This is a genomic window from Paenibacillus xinjiangensis (assembly GCF_059686975.1).
Genome location: NZ_JCAALS010000003.1, coordinates 90858 through 107296 on the forward strand (window position 1 = coordinate 90858; position 16439 = coordinate 107296).

The 16439-nt window shown below is 45.3% G+C and carries 18 protein-coding genes; all 18 read left to right on the forward strand.

Translation table 11 applies throughout. The features are described from left to right. Positions 1 to 36 precede the first annotated feature (36 nt). Genes fliP through AC6ESP_RS04495 form a run of 18 tightly spaced genes read left to right on the forward strand, consistent with a single transcriptional unit; the run spans position 37 to position 16266 of the window. Positions 37 to 741 carry a flagellar type III secretion system pore protein FliP gene (fliP, locus tag AC6ESP_RS04410; RefSeq protein WP_497095621.1) on the forward strand — a complete coding sequence of 235 codons (705 nt, stop codon included), beginning with the start codon at positions 37 to 39 and terminating at the stop codon, positions 739 to 741. Positions 742 to 763: 22 nt separating this feature from the next. Further along, positions 764 to 1033, forward strand: coding sequence for a flagellar biosynthesis protein FliQ (gene fliQ / locus AC6ESP_RS04415; protein WP_497095472.1), 270 nt, complete (start codon positions 764 to 766; stop codon positions 1031 to 1033). Between the two features lie 17 nt (positions 1034 to 1050). Further along, entirely contained in the window at positions 1051 to 1842 is a 792-nt protein-coding gene (gene fliR, locus AC6ESP_RS04420; RefSeq protein WP_497095473.1) for a flagellar biosynthetic protein FliR, read from the forward strand. A 13-nt stretch (positions 1843 to 1855) separates the two neighbouring features. After that, a complete protein-coding gene (gene flhB, locus AC6ESP_RS04425) occupies positions 1856 to 2953 on the forward strand; it encodes a flagellar biosynthesis protein FlhB (RefSeq protein ID WP_497095474.1) in 1098 nt (365 codons plus the stop codon). A gap of 22 nt (positions 2954 to 2975) precedes the next feature. Then, entirely contained in the window at positions 2976 to 5009 is a 2034-nt protein-coding gene (gene flhA, locus AC6ESP_RS04430) for a flagellar biosynthesis protein FlhA (protein ID WP_497095475.1), read from the forward strand. After that, positions 5006 to 6190: a flagellar biosynthesis GTPase FlhF gene (gene flhF, locus AC6ESP_RS04435; protein ID WP_497095476.1), complete on the forward strand. Its 1185-nt coding sequence runs from the start codon at positions 5006 to 5008 to the stop codon at positions 6188 to 6190. The genes flhA and flhF overlap by 4 nt, the downstream gene beginning before the upstream one ends. Beyond that, a complete protein-coding gene (locus tag AC6ESP_RS04440) occupies positions 6183 to 7058 on the forward strand; it encodes a MinD/ParA family protein (protein ID WP_497095477.1) in 876 nt (291 codons plus the stop codon). The genes flhF and AC6ESP_RS04440 overlap by 8 nt, the downstream gene beginning before the upstream one ends. Before the next feature lie 25 nt (positions 7059 to 7083). Then, the gene (locus tag AC6ESP_RS04445) at positions 7084 to 8394 is read left to right on the forward strand and encodes a protein-glutamate methylesterase/protein-glutamine glutaminase (RefSeq protein ID WP_497095478.1); all 1311 of its coding nucleotides are present in this window, start codon (positions 7084 to 7086) and stop codon (positions 8392 to 8394) included. Between the two features lie 40 nt (positions 8395 to 8434). After that, the gene (locus AC6ESP_RS04450; RefSeq protein WP_497095479.1) at positions 8435 to 10522 is read left to right on the forward strand and encodes a chemotaxis protein CheW; all 2088 of its coding nucleotides are present in this window, start codon (positions 8435 to 8437) and stop codon (positions 10520 to 10522) included. Between the two features lie 13 nt (positions 10523 to 10535). Beyond that, positions 10536 to 10997, forward strand: a complete 462-nt coding sequence (locus tag AC6ESP_RS04455; protein WP_497095480.1) for a chemotaxis protein CheW — start codon at positions 10536 to 10538, stop codon at positions 10995 to 10997. Positions 10998 to 10999: 2 nt separating this feature from the next. Further along, complete coding sequence (locus tag AC6ESP_RS04460; protein WP_497095481.1) at positions 11000 to 11644, forward strand: chemotaxis protein CheC; 645 nt, start codon at positions 11000 to 11002, stop codon at positions 11642 to 11644. Then, positions 11622 to 12116, forward strand: a complete 495-nt coding sequence (locus tag AC6ESP_RS04465; protein ID WP_497095482.1) for a chemotaxis protein CheD — start codon at positions 11622 to 11624, stop codon at positions 12114 to 12116. The genes AC6ESP_RS04460 and AC6ESP_RS04465 overlap by 23 nt, the downstream gene beginning before the upstream one ends. 4 nt (positions 12117 to 12120) lie before the next feature. After that, positions 12121 to 12555 (forward strand): hypothetical protein, encoded by a 435-nt coding sequence (locus AC6ESP_RS04470; RefSeq protein ID WP_497095483.1) that lies wholly within the window; start codon positions 12121 to 12123, stop codon positions 12553 to 12555. Between the two features lie 4 nt (positions 12556 to 12559). Beyond that, entirely contained in the window at positions 12560 to 13330 is a 771-nt protein-coding gene (locus AC6ESP_RS04475) for a FliA/WhiG family RNA polymerase sigma factor (protein ID WP_497095484.1), read from the forward strand. A gap of 15 nt (positions 13331 to 13345) precedes the next feature. Beyond that, positions 13346 to 14752: a flagellar assembly protein A gene (locus AC6ESP_RS04480; protein ID WP_497095485.1), complete on the forward strand. Its 1407-nt coding sequence runs from the start codon at positions 13346 to 13348 to the stop codon at positions 14750 to 14752. A 40-nt stretch (positions 14753 to 14792) separates the two neighbouring features. Further along, entirely contained in the window at positions 14793 to 15113 is a 321-nt protein-coding gene (locus AC6ESP_RS04485; protein ID WP_497095486.1) for a hypothetical protein, read from the forward strand. Positions 15114 to 15161: 48 nt separating this feature from the next. Continuing rightward, positions 15162 to 15704, forward strand: a complete 543-nt coding sequence (locus AC6ESP_RS04490; RefSeq protein WP_497095487.1) for a hypothetical protein — start codon at positions 15162 to 15164, stop codon at positions 15702 to 15704. Next, positions 15697 to 16266 (forward strand): hypothetical protein, encoded by a 570-nt coding sequence (locus tag AC6ESP_RS04495; protein WP_497095488.1) that lies wholly within the window; start codon positions 15697 to 15699, stop codon positions 16264 to 16266. Before AC6ESP_RS04490 ends, AC6ESP_RS04495 begins: the two co-directional genes overlap by 8 nt. Positions 16267 to 16439 lie beyond the last annotated feature (173 nt).

Below are 16439 nucleotides of genomic sequence, written 5' to 3' on the forward strand. Positions count from 1 at the left end.
TGGTGGATAGCAATTATCGCTGTTCAGCTAACAGCGATGCTCTTTCAGTCACAGGCATTCGCTGAGCCGTTGCCCAATGTAGAAATTAGCATAGGAGATGGCAGTGAGGAACCGGCAACGAGTGCCTTGTCGCTCCTGCTATTAATAACGGTAATAAGCATAGCACCAGCTATTCTAGTGTTAATGACAAGCTTCACTCGCATCGTCATTGTGCTCGGATTTGTTCGGACTTCACTTGGAACGGCACAAATGCCTCCCAATCAGGTGCTAATTGGACTTGCACTGTTTCTAACCTTTTTCGTCATGGCACCAACCTTCTCACAGGTGAATGAAGTAGCCCTTCAGCCTTATTTGAAAGGTGAGATTACGCAGACGGAAGCATTCGAGCAAGCAGCGATTCCAATGAAGAAGTTCATGTCGAGTCATACGAGAGAAAAAGATCTAATGTTGTTCATGAATTATACCAAGACGGAAAAGCCTGCATCATTCGAGGACATTCCGCTGACTGTACTGGTACCTGCCTATGCGATTAGTGAATTGAAGACAGCGTTTCAGATGGGCTTTATGATATTCATTCCGTTTCTCGTTATTGATATGATCGTAGCCAGCACATTGATGGCTATGGGGATGATGATGCTTCCTCCTGTTATGATATCACTGCCGTTCAAGCTGCTATTGTTCGTTCTCGTAGATGGCTGGTATCTAATCGTCAAATCATTATTATTGAGCTTCAACACGTGAGTCAGATAGGGAGGAACGTTCAGTGAGTGCTGATTTCATAATCGGATTGGCTGGAGAAGCCTTATTTACGGTATTGAAAGCCAGCGCGCCGATGCTCGTTATCGCTCTAGTTGTAGGATTAATCGTCAGTATTTTTCAAGCGACTACACAAATTCAAGAGCAGACGTTAGCTTTTGTGCCCAAAATCGTAGCGGTTTTCGTATCCATCATTGTATTTGGACCATGGATTCTTAATACAATTATCGATTTCACTTACAATCTGCTGAATAATTTGTATAAATACATCGGATAGGGCTGTGAGTTGAAGTCATGGATCAGATCGTTGAAAGTTTCCCTATTTTTTTGTTGATCTTTTGTCGAATAACATCATTTTTCGTCGTAGCGCCGCTATTTTCCATGAAAGGCGTGCCAAGTACCTTTAAGATTGGCTTGGGTTTTTTTATATCTTTCATTGTTTTTCTTACGTACGGTATTAATGAAACAGTTGCGCTCAACGCCGATTACATTCTGTTAATTTTCCGGGAAGTATTAATGGGTCTTCTCATCGGTTTTATCGTGTATCTCGGATTCACTGTCGTTCAGACGGCGGGGGCATTAATGGACTTGCAGATTGGTTTCGCCATGGCGAATATCATCGATCCATTAACAGGAGCATCATCGCCATTGCTAGGTAACTTCAAATACATGCTGATGATCATGATCTTTCTGTCGATGAACGGTCATCACTATTTGTTGTCAGGACTCATGGACAGCTACAATTGGATGCCTCTATCGAATGAATTGTTCAGCCGTTTGTATGATGGAAGCGTTACGGACTTTCTAACGCGAATCGTCGCCCATACATTCGTTCTGGCTCTGCAAGTTGCAGCGCCGCTCACCATCGCCATGTTTCTAACGGATGTCGGCTTGGGCTTTCTGGCAAAAACAGCTCCCCAGTATAACGTGTTCGTCATCGGGATACCGCTTAAGCTTATTATCGGAATGTTCGTGCTTCTCTTGTTAATGCCTAGCCTCTCCGCTTTGTTTGAACGGCTGTTTGCAGTCATGTTCGACAACTTAGAGCAGTTGTTCGGCATTGTCCAGCAAGCGGATAGTCAATAAGGAGGCTGCATCTATGCGAACGTACCGCTTAGAGCTGGATTTGCAGCTGTTCAGTCAAGAAAAAACAGAAAAAGCAACTCCCAAAAAACAAGGTGAATCGAGACAGAAAGGCCAAGTGTCCAAGTCAGCAGATTTGCCAAGTGCATTTATCCTTTTATTCACCTTTGCAGGATTTGCCATGCTGGGCGGCTATTATAAGCAAAAAATAATGGACATATTCGGTCAATTATTCGAGAGCTGGCTTAACATGGAGGTTACGGCGGACAATTTTAAAGTGCTTTTTTATGAAATCACGATACATATGTTGCTTTTATTGGCTCCGATATTTGCAGTGTCCGTCATTGTAGCGATATTAGGGAATGTTATGCAATTTGGGTTTTTACTTACTGGCGAACCGCTGAAGATGAAATTCAGTAAATTGAATCCTATAAATGGCTTCAAGCAAATTTTCTCAATGCGTTCGTTAGTTGAGTTTTTCAAAAGTATATTCAAGCTTATGGTAATAGCAATACTAGTCTATCGCGCTATTGTGGGTGAATGGGATCGCATAATGGTGCTCTCGAGCTTATCGCTTGAGCAAATATTCAGCTTCGCAGCTAGTATAACCGTCAAGCTAGGCATTGAGATTGGAGCTGTTCTCGTTGTCCTTGCTTTTGCCGATTACATGTACCAGCGGTATGAGCATGCCAAGAGCCTTCGAATGTCGAAGCAAGATATTAAAGATGAACATAAGAAATCAGATGGCGATCCATTAACCAAAGGGCGGATTCGTCAGAAGCAGCGCAGTATGGCCATGCAGCGTATGATGCAGGAAATACCGAAGGCTGATGTCATTATTACGAACCCGACTCACTTTGCGATCGCGCTCCAATATGATGCCTCTAAGATGGAAGCTCCGCTGATTATAGGCAAAGGTATGGATCATGTGGCGCTGCGCATAAGAGAAGTCGCCAAAGAACACGGCATTATAATGATGGAAAATAAGCCGTTGGCTAGAGCTTTGTATGAACGGGCTGAGATTGGAGATTCGATTCCAGCTGACCTGTTCCAAGCAGTGGCTGAGGTTCTGGCCTATGTGTATAAAATAAAAGGTAAAGTCAAATCATCATAATTCAATGGGAGGAGGAAGCATCATGAAACTTAAAGATCTTGTTGTTCTTATCGGGATCATCGGCATCGTACTCATGATGGTAATCCCAATCCCTACCTTATTGTTGGACATTCTGCTCATTCTCAACATTTCTATCGCTTTGATGATTATGCTGATTGCCATGAACACGAAGGAAGCGCTCGACTTCTCGATTTTCCCTGCGGTTCTGCTCATAACGACACTATTCCGACTTGCATTGAATGTATCGACTACACGGAACATTCTCGCTCATGCACATGCTGGACAAGTGGTTGAAACGTTCGGTAGATGGGTAGGCGGTGGTCAAATGGCCATTGGATTTATCGTCTTCCTGATTCTAATCGTTGTTCAATTCATCGTTATCACGAAGGGCTCTGAGCGGGTTGCTGAGGTTGGTGCGAGGTTCACACTCGACGCTATGCCTGGTAAACAGATGAGTATCGACGCGGACTTGAATGCAGGCTTGATCAATGAACAGCAAGCGCGTGAACGACGCTCGAAAATTGAGCGTGAGGCGGATTTCTACGGCTCGATGGATGGTGCGAGTAAATTTGTAAAAGGCGACGCTATCGCCTCTATTATTATATTGTTAATCAACTTGATTGGCGGATTCATTATTGGGATGGCCATTCATGGCTTACCCTTTATGGAATCACTTGAAACCTACTCGATTCTTACCATCGGGGACGGTCTAGTCAGCCAAATTCCTGCCTTGCTTATCTCTACGGCTGCAGGACTTATTGTTACGAGAGCGGCATCAGATGGTAATCTGGCAGATGATGTAACCTCACAATTTTTCAAATATCCTAAGTTGTTATACATAGTTGCAGGAACGATCGCTTTGCTCGGAGTGTTTACACCTATTGGTTTAATAAGAACTTTACCATTCTCCTTATTGCTCGCTTACGGTGGTTGGCGGATGCAGAAATCGCTGGAGAAGAAGCACGAGCAAGAAGTGATGTTGGTGGAGGAGCAGCAGATCGAGGAGGTGCGAAGTCCAGAGAGCGTTATTGGGCTCCTGCAGGTAGACCCTATCGAATTCGAATTCGGTTATGGCTTGATTCCGCTGGCGGATACGTCGCAGGGAGGGGACTTATTAGACCGGATTATTATGATTAGGCGGCAATGTGCGCTTGAGCTAGGACTAATCGTTCCTGTTATTCGTATACGAGACAATATTCAACTCAAACCGAATGAATATGTGATCAAAATTAAAGGGAATACCGTGGCAAGAGGCGAGCTGCTGCTTAATCATTATTTAGCAATGAGCCCTGGCTTCGAGGATGACTCCGTTATCGGTATAGAAACGATGGAGCCAGCCTTCGGATTGCCTGCTATCTGGATTGATGAGCAGATGAAGGAGAGGGCAGAGCTTTCTGGCTATACCGTTGTAGATCCTCCTTCAGTAGTAGCGACTCATTTAACAGAAATTATTAAACGTCATGCACATGAATTGATTGGACGTCAGGAAACGAAGGCACTTGTTGAGAATGTGAAAGAATCCTATCCAGCACTTATTGATGAGCTAATTCCTTCTATATTAACGATCGGTGATTTGCAGAAGGTGCTTGCTAAGCTGCTTCGTGAGAAGGTATCCATTCGAGATCTAGTCACGATATTCGAGTCGTTGGCTGATCAAGGCCATTATACGAAGGACCCGGATATTTTGACAGAATATGTGCGTCAAGCCTTGTCAAGGCAAATAACGCAGCAATTCTCTTCTTCGGGAGATTCGCTTAAGGTTATTACAGTTGGTCCTTCACTTGAGAAGAAGATTGCCGAATCTGTGCAGCAATCAGATCAAGGCAGCTACATCGCTCTTGACCCTGTTGCTACCCAGCAAATTTATCAGAAGCTCAATGAGCAGGTTACTCGCCAGATTCAATCCGGGCAACAGCCAATAGTTCTCACTTCTCCGACTATTCGCATGTACCTGAGACAAATTGTTGAACGTACGATGCAGGATGTGCCGGTGCTGTCATACAGTGAGCTTGAGCCTAACATTGAAGTTCAAAGTGTAGGAGTGGTGAACTTATGAGAGTGAAGCGATATGTCGTTAATGCACTTCCAGAGGCTCTGCCCATGATTAGAAGTGAGCTAGGCAAGGATGCCGTCATTCTAAATACGAAAGAAATTAAAATCGGCGGATTTATGGGTATGTTTAAGAAGAAAAGAATGGAGGTTATCGCTGCAATAGAGTCAGGCCAAGCGCCGGCACAGCCGGCTAAGCCAGAAGTAGACATCCAAGCAGTGATGACGGCGATTAATGAATCGGTGCAGCGCTCCTCAACAGCAGTAAAGGAACCACCGCCTGTCGTTGAGAAGCAACCGATTCAACAAATTAACGATGATTTGCTAGATGAGATTAGAGTTATTAAGCAATCTATTCAGCAGCTTTCATCATATAGGGCTGATAAGGAGCTTTCACCTGCTGTGAGGGCATTGCAGGACAGATTGGCCCAGCAGGAAGTGGATTCAGAGCTGATACAGCAGCTTCTTGCCGCAATCGAGGAACGTCAGGCTCAGCAGGCTGAACCTTTCAGTAAACGCGATATGTGGTCCATTGCTCATGATCTGCTTCTTGATTGGCTGGAGCCATATTCGAATGAAACCATTAGCGAGCATGCTCGAATTGTACATTTTGTTGGACCAACAGGGGTAGGTAAAACAACGACCATCGCGAAGCTAGCTGCCGAGCAGACGATCAAGTACTCCAAGCAGGTTGGTTTTATTACATCGGATACGTATCGGATAGCTGCGGTGGATCAATTAAGAACATACGCCAATATCTTGAACATTCCGATGGAGGTTGTATTCTCTCCAATGGATTTGCCGAAGGCTCTCAAGCAGTTGGAGGACCGAGAGCTGATCTACATGGATACAGCTGGCCGGAATTTCCGCAATGAGCTTAACGTATCGGAAGTAAACAGCTTGCTTCAATCGAATGATACAAGCGAGACAGTGCTTGTCCTCAGCTTGACAGGTAAAACCATAGATATGATGGCTGTAGCCAACCATTTTGTGAAATATGGTGTCGCAAAGGTATTGTTCACCAAAATGGATGAAACGGCAGTGTATGGCGCCATATTGAATCTTGCAATGATCTATAAGCTTAAGCCAACCTTCGTCGCTAGAGGCCAGACTGTACCAGATGATATCGAAAGGTTCCGTGTCGAAGAATATGTGATCTACTTATTAGGAGCAGCAGGCGATGAATGATCAAGCTGAAGCGCTGCGCAACCTGGTGAAGCAGAAGCAAGGAGTAGAGCAGTCACGCACAACACGGATCGTAACGGTAACTAGCGGTAAGGGCGGAGTAGGTAAATCGAATTTCAGTCTGAACTTCGCGATAGCACTTCAAAGACTAGGTAAAAAGGTATTGGTGTTCGACGTAGATATTGGAATGGCAAATATTGATGTTCTATTAGGTATAAGATCCTCCTATCATCTCTATCATTTGTTCAATCAGGACAAGACAATATGGGATATCGTACAGGAAGGGCCGGCCGGTCTTCATTTTATCGCTGGAGGCTCGGGGTTCAAGGATTTGCTTGAATTGTCTGAGGAGCAGCTTGAATGGTTCTCTGAGCAGGTAGGCAAGCTTCACGGTATGTATGATGTCATATTGTTCGATACCGGAGCAGGCCTGTCCAAGGAAACCGTGAAATTCATAAGCGCAGCAGAGGAAACCATCGTAGTTACGACGCCTGAGCCTACCTCCATTACAGATGCATATGCACTGATCAAAATGGTGAAGTCAATGGACGTCGATGCACGGTTCAAGCTGATCGTGAATCGAGCTACTGATCGTCGAGAGGGGAAGCAAACCGCTGACAAAATCAGCTTGGTTGCTGAACGCTTCCTGCAAGCGGAGCTTCCGACACTGGGCTTCGTGCCCGAAGATCCCAATGTAGTCAAAGCTGTGAAGCGTCAGGTGCCGTTCTCGGTCGCTTTTCCTGGCAGTGATGCCAGCAAAGCAGTAGAGGACATAGCTAGGCGATTCATGGATATGCAGCAGCCGGATCTGGTTTCTAAAAGCGATGGTGTCAAAGGATTTTTACATAAAATGTTCAGACTATCCAGATAACCCTTTGAATATGAGGAGGAATAAAATGGCTCCTTATCGCGTGCTAGTTGTTGACGATTCACCTTTTATGCGGAAAATATTCAGTGATCTGATTGTGAAAGATCCGCAATTTACGATAGTAGCAACTGCAAGCAACGGTGTAGAGGCAATCGAGGCAGTAAACAAATATAAGCCTGATGCGATAACACTAGATTTGGAAATGCCCCAGATGAATGGTATTGAAGCGCTTCAGCACATTATGAAGCACAACCCTACTCCAATCATCATGTTATCAGGGATTAGTGAAGATAACACGAGAGAGACGATTAAGGCTCTGCAGCATGGTGCTTTTGACTTCATTAGAAAGCCATCGAGCGCAGTCTCTAATGATATCATCCAAGTAGGTGAGCTTCTCCTTGAGAAGTTGAAAATCGCAGTTCTAATGAAACGTTATACTCCGGTTACAGAGCTAATAGAGTCGGTTAAACCTATTAAGCCTTTACCTAGCACCACATCGAACAAGTCAGTAGAGCAACAGCCTAGCAATACGAAGACTCGCTCGACGGAGCTTAAGCACTCACAGCAGGGAGAACGTACTACTGGACTCCATAAGGGATCTAACGCTGAGGAGCCAAGTAGTCAAGCAAAGAATCTGTTGCGTGAGACTGCGCAGCGGTATGAAGCTCCATTACCTACTAAGCGCAAGTCAGATCATACAGCTTACGACTCCACTGAACCGAAAGAAAAGATACCTGACAAAACGGCTGTTAAATCGGGAGCTTTCCGTCATGTTATCGCAATAGGCACTTCAACAGGTGGGCCTAGAGCTCTGCATGAGGTTATCTGTTCTTTACCAGAGGGATTCACGGCCCCTGTACTCGTAGTACAGCATATGCCACCTAAATTCACGAAATCGCTAGCCCAGCGTTTGGACAGTTTTAGCTCGTTGAATGTAATAGAAGCCTCACAGGGAGAGCGAATGCAAGCCGGTTATGTCTACATCGCCCCAGGAGGATTCCACATGGAGATGGCTAAAGACCATACTGGTTATTACATTCACTTAACACAGCAGCCTCCCCGGAACGGACATCGTCCTTCAGTAGACGTGTTGTTCGAATCTTTAATTCCTTTCAAAGAGCTTAAACGCCATGCAGTCGTTATGACTGGAATGGGGAGCGATGGGGCGAAGGGGTTAAAGCTATTAGTACAGAGCGGCGCAGAAACAGCAATCGCCGAAGCAGAAGAAACATGCGTTGTCTATGGCATGCCGCGTACAGCGGTGGAAGGTGGTTCGGTAACAGCAGTGCTGCCACTACACAGCATTGCAGCCAAGCTGCAAACCGTGATAATGAGTTAATACTATACAAGCCAAAAGTCCTAACAGGAGGTGCAACAAAATGGATATGAACGCCTATCTGTCGATGTTTATCGACGAGTCCAATGATCACCTGCAATCGTTAAATGAAAATTTATTGCTTCTGGAAAGTGCTCCGGAAGACCTATCAATCGTCCAATCTATCTTTCGTTCCGCGCATACGCTCAAAGGGATGTCAGCTACGATGGGCTATGAGGACCTTGCTTCACTAACCCATGAGATGGAAAATGTGCTCGATCTGGTACGCAACAGTAAGCTTCAAATGGACAGTTTTATATTCGATACGCTGTTCAAAGGACTGGATGCTCTGGAAGCGATGGTTCAAGACATTATTAATGGCGGAACTGGTAAGGCTGATGTGACAACTATCGTTGCTTCCCTACAAGCTATTTTCAAAGGGGACTATAAAAAGGAAACCTCTGACTCGCAGTCTGCTGGCACTTCTTCAACCACGAGCCAAGCAGCTGTCCCTAGCTCTGGCAGCTTGCTATTGGACGAGTTCCAAACCTCCATTTTGATGCAATCGATAGAGAGCGGGCATAGAGCCTACCACATTCAGGTAACAGTTAATGAGGATTGTGTATTAAAAGCAGCTCGTGCTTACATGGTCTTCAATCTACTGGAAGCTGCAGGAGAAATCGTTAAATCTGAGCCTTCCGTTCAAGATCTGGAGCAGGAGAAATTCGACCGTTCCTTTATCGTATTTACAATTTCCAGATTATCGGAGGATGAGCTTAGAGAGCAGATAACTGCAATCTCTGAGATCGAATCTGCCTCTGTTACCCTTTTGGATGAAGAATCACTAACTCTGCTGAATACCGCTCAACAGGAAGTGGCTGCTTCAGTAGTTGCGGAAGAGCCGGTACAAGCAGAGAAGGCAAAAGGAGTAGAAGAGGTAAAAGCAGGAAGCTCTGCCCCTAGAACGGCTGCCCCTGCTGCACAATCAGCTCCTGCTGCTATGAATAAAACGATACGCGTCGATATTGAACGTCTGGATACACTGATGAATTTATTCAGTGAGCTGCTTATTGACAGAGTCAGACTAGAACAGCTGTCTTCGGAAATTAAGCGGAGTGATCTAACAGAAACCATCGAGCATATGACACGTGTTAGCTCTGATTTGCAGAGCATCGTACTGAAGCTGAGAATGGTCCCGGTAGATTCCGTATTTAACCGTTTCCCAAGGATGATTCGAGATCTTGCGAAATCTCTTGATAAAAAGATTGATCTAGTTATTACTGGAGCAGAGACTGAACTTGATCGTACAGTCATTGACGAGATTGGCGATCCTCTCGTTCACTTGCTGCGGAACTCGGTTGACCATGGCATCGAAACAATTAGTGAACGTGTAGCTGCTGGGAAGTCAGAGACAGGAACTATTAACCTGCGTGCTTATCACAGTGGGAACCATGTGTTTATCGAAGTGGAAGAAGATGGTAAAGGCATCAACCGTGAGAAAGTGCTGAAGACAGCAATCAAGAATGGTGTTGTCAGCGAGGACCAGGCGAAGAACCTATCCGATGATGAGATTAATATGCTGATCTTCGCAGCAGGCTTCAGTACAGCAGACAAGATTTCTGATATCTCCGGCAGGGGAGTTGGACTTGATGTGGTGAAGACGAAGATTACATCACTCGGTGGTAATGTAACGGTTGAGTCGGTTGAAGGAAAAGGAACGAAATTCTCTGTCCAGCTTCCGTTAACACTCTCTATTATTTCAGCGATGTTAATTAAGCTAGGCTCAGAGAAATATGCCATTCCATTGTCTTCCATTGTGGAGACAGGCATTATCCGTAGAGACAAAATACTGAATGTTCATGGCAATCAGATGATTGAATTCCGTAATTCGATTATTCCTCTAGTATCGCTTAGCCGTGTGCTTGACTCTCCTGATTTCAATGATAGCGAAGAGACGGAAACTGAGATTGTTGTCGTTCGCAAGGGAGATAAGTGGGCCGCAGTTACGGTAGAAGAGTTTATCGGACAAAGCGAGATCGTTCTGAAGACATTAGGTAAGTATTTAACGAATATACAGGCGGTATCGGGAGCTACTATTCTGGGTGATGGTCAAGTTGCTTTGATTATTGATCCGAACGCATTAATTAAATAGGGAGGTTTTCACGATGGGAGAAGAATTAAAAGTTATAGTATTTGCGCTTGCAAACGAAGAGTACGGGATTGAAGTAGACAAAGTACGTACGATAGAACGTTTGTCACCGATAACACGGGTGCCTAAGACGCCTTCCTTCATTAAAGGTGTCATTAACCTGCGCGGCATTGTCGTACCTGTTATTGACCTTCGTGGAAGATTTGGCCTTAGCGAAACAGCCGCTACCGAGAACTCTCGTATTATTGTTGTAGCTGCTGGTGATATGGAAGTAGGCTTCATCGTAGATTCTGCTAATGATGTTATTGATATCGATACAGACACGATTGACTCACCTCCTGAAATCGTTGGCGGTGTCAAAGCCAAATACTTACGCGGAATTGCACGTCTGGGCGAAGAGAGACTGCTAATCATGCTGAATTTATCTGAGGTTCTGAACAAGAATGAGCTCATTCAGCTAGAGCAGTTAGAGGTCTAAGCGTGAGTTCATTCAATCGATTCAAAGCATTCGAGCTGGATGTACTAAGAGAGGTCGGCAACATCGGTGCGGGTAATGCTGCAACAGCGTTATCAAGACTGTTGGACAAGCCCGTCGATATGGCAGTGCCTAAGGTGAGTCTGCTGCCGTTCGACGAGATAGCTGATCGCGTAGGTGGCTCAGAGCAGGTTGTCATTGCGATATTCCTTCGTTTCGAAGGGGAAGCACCTGGCAATATGTTTTTCATTATTCAACAGCAATCGGCCAAGCGGCTGCTAGGCCAATTGCTCTCTCTATCTAATGAAGATGAGGAAGACTGCGAATATTCCGAGATGGAAATGTCCGCGCTTTGCGAGATTGGCAATATATTAGCTGGCTCTTATATATCGTCACTGGCAGATTTCACACACTTGCCAATGGAACCATCTGTACCTTATGTAGCTATTGATATGGCTGGTGCGGTTCTCAGCTACGGCCTCGCGCAATACGGAGAGATGGGGGATTCGGCTCTGCTCATTGAAACAATGTTTCTAGAGGACCGAGAAGATTTGGAAGGCCATTTCTTCCTTATACCTGACCCTGAATCCTTCGATAAAATCTTCAAGGCATTAGGAGTACTTACAGATGATTCAAGACCACATAATTAAAGTTGGTATGGCAGATCTGAATATAGCAATGGACGGCAAGGTTCTGAAGACAACAGGACTCGGGTCATGTGTAGGTATAACGTTGTTCGATCCGGTTACCAAAATTGCCGGAATGGCACATGTGATGCTGCCTACCTCTGAAATAGCTCGTGAGGCTACGATCAATGTAGCGAAGTATGCGGATACGGCTATACCGGAGCTGATGAGCCGCATGACTGCCGCTGGTGCAGTTATGCGGCGAGCGGTTGCCAAAATGGCTGGTGGGGCTCAAATGTTCGCCTTTGCAGGACAATCCGATTCGATGAGAATTGGTCCGCGTAATGTTGAATCATGTCTAGAGATGATGGATCGGTATTCCATACCTGTGTTCGGTCAGGATACGGGCGGAAATTACGGCAGAACGATTGAGTTTGACAGCACGAACGGCATTTTGACGATAAGAAGTGTACAGCTTGGCATAAAGGAGATTTGACCGCATGATAGGAACTTGGCGATGGAATGTTGGTTTAGGCCTTACTGGAGCGGCATTGACCGTCCTTTTCTCACTCGGAAAAAATCCGCTGACCGTCATGCTTCTGCGCAGTGTATATGCTTTTATCGCATTCGTTATCATTGCTCTCGTACTGCGGGCGGTTCTTACGATTATATTAAGACCGCCTGCCATCCCAAGTGATGGTGAGGAGCAGGAAGCAGGCAAGGGCGGGCAGCTTGATCTGCGTACACCAGATGAAAGCGAAGATTTGAACCAACTGCTGAAAGATCAGTTGGAGGAGGGTACTCGTTCAAGTACGAACCTTACCAAGCAAGAAAATATGGATTTCCGGCCTTTAAACCCACCACAGCTAGTATCTGCTCAGAATAAAGATCCTGAAGAGCTAGCTAAAGCTGTACGTCATCTGACAGGAGGTTGAGTCGATGATCGCGACTGTTAACATCGAGATGTGGCAAGCATGGAAAGATGATGGCGACCTGGAAGCAAAGAAACGATTAATCGAGCAATACCTGCCTTTAGTTGATTATGTAACGAATCGTATGGCGATTGGATTGCCTAAAAACGTATCCAAGGACGATCTGGCGAGCAATGGTGTTATGGGTCTTATTGATGCAATTGAGAAATTCGATTATGCAAGAGGGCTGCAGTTCGAAACATACGCATCTTGGAGAATTCGCGGAGCTATTATTGATGGCTTGCGACAAGGGGATTGGGTGCCTAGGTCCGTACGTGAAAAGGCCAAAAAGGTTGAAGAGGCTTATCAGAAGCTGGAACAGCAATATTTGCGTTCGGTTACTGATGCAGAGATTAGTGATTACTTGAATGTTAGTGAAAAAGAATTTACGACAATGCTGCATGACATTGCGATTACTACGGTTTGCTCATTAGAAGATCCGATCAGGGAAGAAGATTCGGAGACCAGATTGTCTCTTTTAGTAGATGAAAGAGCCAAAAATCCGGATCATAAGGTCCATGAATTCTATTTAAAGGATTCTTTAGTAAGCGGCATAGAGAAGCTAACTGAGAAGGAACGGACAGTTGTGTCTCTATTCTATTATGAAGAGCTTTCGTTAAGTGAAATTGCGGAAGTCATGTCGCTCTCACCATCGCGAATTTCCCAGCTCCATTCCAAAGCCATTCTAAGGTTAAGAGGAGCTCTGGCTAAGCATAAAGATCAACTAATGCAGCATTAGAAGGGAGGGAGTAAGGTGGACGACAAACAATTAGAATCTTACCTGCAAATACAGACATCAGCTGATAAGCTGTCTGCCTTCCTAACGTTTATTCACATCACGGATGAGTTTGAATGCAATCCTGCTCAATTAGAACGTTTCATTAGAAGTAAAGGTATTAACCAGGGGTTACGCGAAGATGTCATTCATGAGATCTGCAATAACCCTCTTGCTTATTGTAGAGAGCAAACCTTAATAGCTGTAGGCCTTTCTGCTACTGTAGGCAAAGATGGAGCTATTAAGCTGATCTACGATCTGAAAGATAAAGATCAGCGTCCTGCTGAGCTTGAAGATGGCAAAATTGATTTCAAAGAAGTATCCAAGCTCAAAAATGTGAAGCGCGGCCAATTAATTGCTGAGCGTATTGAAGCTCAATATGGCATAGCGGGCAAAATGGTTACTGGAGAAGAGATTGCAGCTAAATTAGGCAAGCAAGCCAGATTCAAAGTGGGTAAGAATGTTGTGGTGAACGGCGAACAGACGGCGATGTATTCTGCTATCGACGGTCTAATTACGCTGACGGATAAAGAGAAGATTAACGTGTTCCCCGTATATGAAGTAAATGGCGATGTAGATTATAAGATCGGCAATATTGATTTTGTAGGGACAGTGGTAATTCGGGGCAATGTGTTGAACGGTTTCCGAGTGAAGGCAGCTGGAGATATCCGCATTATTGGCGGTGTAGAAGGTGCTGAACTGGAGTCCGCCGGTTCTATCGAAATCACTGGAGGCATTATGGCAGGCAATAAGGGATTCGTTAAGGCGAATAAAACGGTTAAAAGCTCGTTTATCCAGGAAGGCAACGTTATTGCTGGTGAGGATATATTGGTATCTCAGAGCATCATGCATTCCAATGTTCGTGCTGGCCGGAATGTTATCTGTTCTGGTGCAAAGGGACTTATTGTCGGAGGCGTCATTCAAGCATCGGAGATGGTCTCAGCGCGTGTCATTGGCAATACCATGTCAACTTCAACCTCTATTGAAGTAGGTGTGACGCCAGAGATTCGTACAGAGCTGCAGGAGCTCCGCATCAAGCTCAGACAGTATAACGATAGTCAGGATAAATCGGATAAGGCGCTTACTATTCTTGATCAGCTAGCAGCAGCTGGACAGCTATCTGAGGAGAAGATGTCCCTTCGACTGAAGCTGGGGGCAACGAAGCGATTGACCGTTGTTCAGATCGATGAGGCCAAAGAGCGTATATTTGAAATTGAAAAGATGCTGGAGGACACCGAGCGTGCCAAGGTTGACATCAGTCATACCGTTTATGGCGGGATTAAAATTGTGATCGGAAGATATACGAGATTTGTCAAAGATCCAATTCAGCGTGTCAGCTTCCGTTATTCGGAAGGCGACATTATGCAGAGTCCTTACAGTTCGTAAGCTTTTTCCTATATGTAAAAGGTGAAAGGGGAGACGGGCAATGCCGTTTAAACCGATCGATCTGCAAATATCCATTCCTCGTACGCCTGAGAATAGCTCCTTACAAGGACAAATGAACCATAGGACCGCGATGGAGCAAACGAAGCTTGGCGAGCAGGAAGCGAAGCAAATGGAGCTGCAGCGTGGGAAGAATGCCGAGATTGAGCAATCGAACGGGCTGCATGTGCGTAGCGAGCAGGAGCGGCAAGAGGGATCTTCTCAGTCCAAAAAACGCAAGGAACAAGAACAAACAGCGAATGATGATGATGATGGGCAGCCTGCCCATCCTTATAAAGGACATCATTTCGATGTAAAGTTATAAGGCTTACGAAGTCAGTTTTGCTTCGCAAAACTTTAGGTAGGTGCATTCATGTCTAACTGGGTATACATAGTTTTGGTAGGAGCGGTTGTACTCGTATTTGCTTTGCTGGTACCACGTAAGAAAGAGGCCGCTGCGGACTCGAATCAAGCTGTACGTAATATGGAAGTCGCACTAGAGCAGTTCATGGAAAATATGGAGCAGGATAATCAGGAGCTTGTCAAGCTTGTTGCTGCGACGAAGGATGATGAGCGCTATAAGGCAGACAAGAAGGAACAGCGTATTAATGAGCTGGAGTCCAAGCTTGTGAAGCTGGAGCAGCTGCTTGGAGAGAAGCAAGAGCAAGCACCTGTGGCAGCTATTCATCAGCCAGTAATCCATGCTGTACCTGAGCTGCCCGCCCAAGAAGAGCAAGCTCCCGCTGAAGAGCTAGTTGTCCCTCCACATACGATACAAGGGCGCTATGCCAGCTTGCTGGAGCTATACAGTCAAGGCAAGTCGATTGAAGCCATCGCCAAAAAGATGGGTATGAACAAAGGGGAAGTTCAGCTTATCCTCCAGCTGGCCAAGCAAGAGGAGGGACTCCGTGCTTAAAAATCGCACATTTCTTAGCGGGCTGGGTATCGGAATTATCATTGGTGCTTTGTTGCTGCAGCTTATGTCCGTTGGGGAGGACAATCAACAGAAGCTGAGCAGCAGCTTGAACAGCGAACAGGATAAGGTCTATACACAAGCTGAGGTGGATATACTTCTTGCTGCGGAGCGGGCTTCTGCAGAGCTGACCTCCAAGACCGAGGCGGATGCAGAGCAAGAGGAAGCATCGCCTACACCAACCGCAGAATCTATACAAGAGCCTTCGATGGAGCCTACTGAGGAAGCTAGTGCTCCTGATGTTGAAGATAAGCCTGCGCAGCTAGTCCTGCGTATTGAAGGCGGTATGAATTTGACGCAGACATCAGAGCTTTTGAAAGAAAATGATTTAATTACGGATAAATCCGCTTTTATTACGAAAATGAAAAAAATCAAGAAACCGGTTCGTGCCGGTTATTTTCTGTTTATCGGTGTACCTACCGTTGATGAAGTGATCACCAAGATTACGAGTCAGCCACTCACAAAAGATGAGCTTGCGCAGCTGCAGAATGAGGAAGCTCGTTAAAAATTATTGTTTATAGTCAATGGATTGTTGCGCTTGCGCGTTGACTATAGTATATGGTATAGTAATTGACGGTGTTAAAAACACACGCCGATTAATTTTGCTAACGGTGCTTCCGGTTGCCGGAAGTTTTAGCGAAAGATGAGATAGGCGGAGGAGCACTACCAAAAACCATT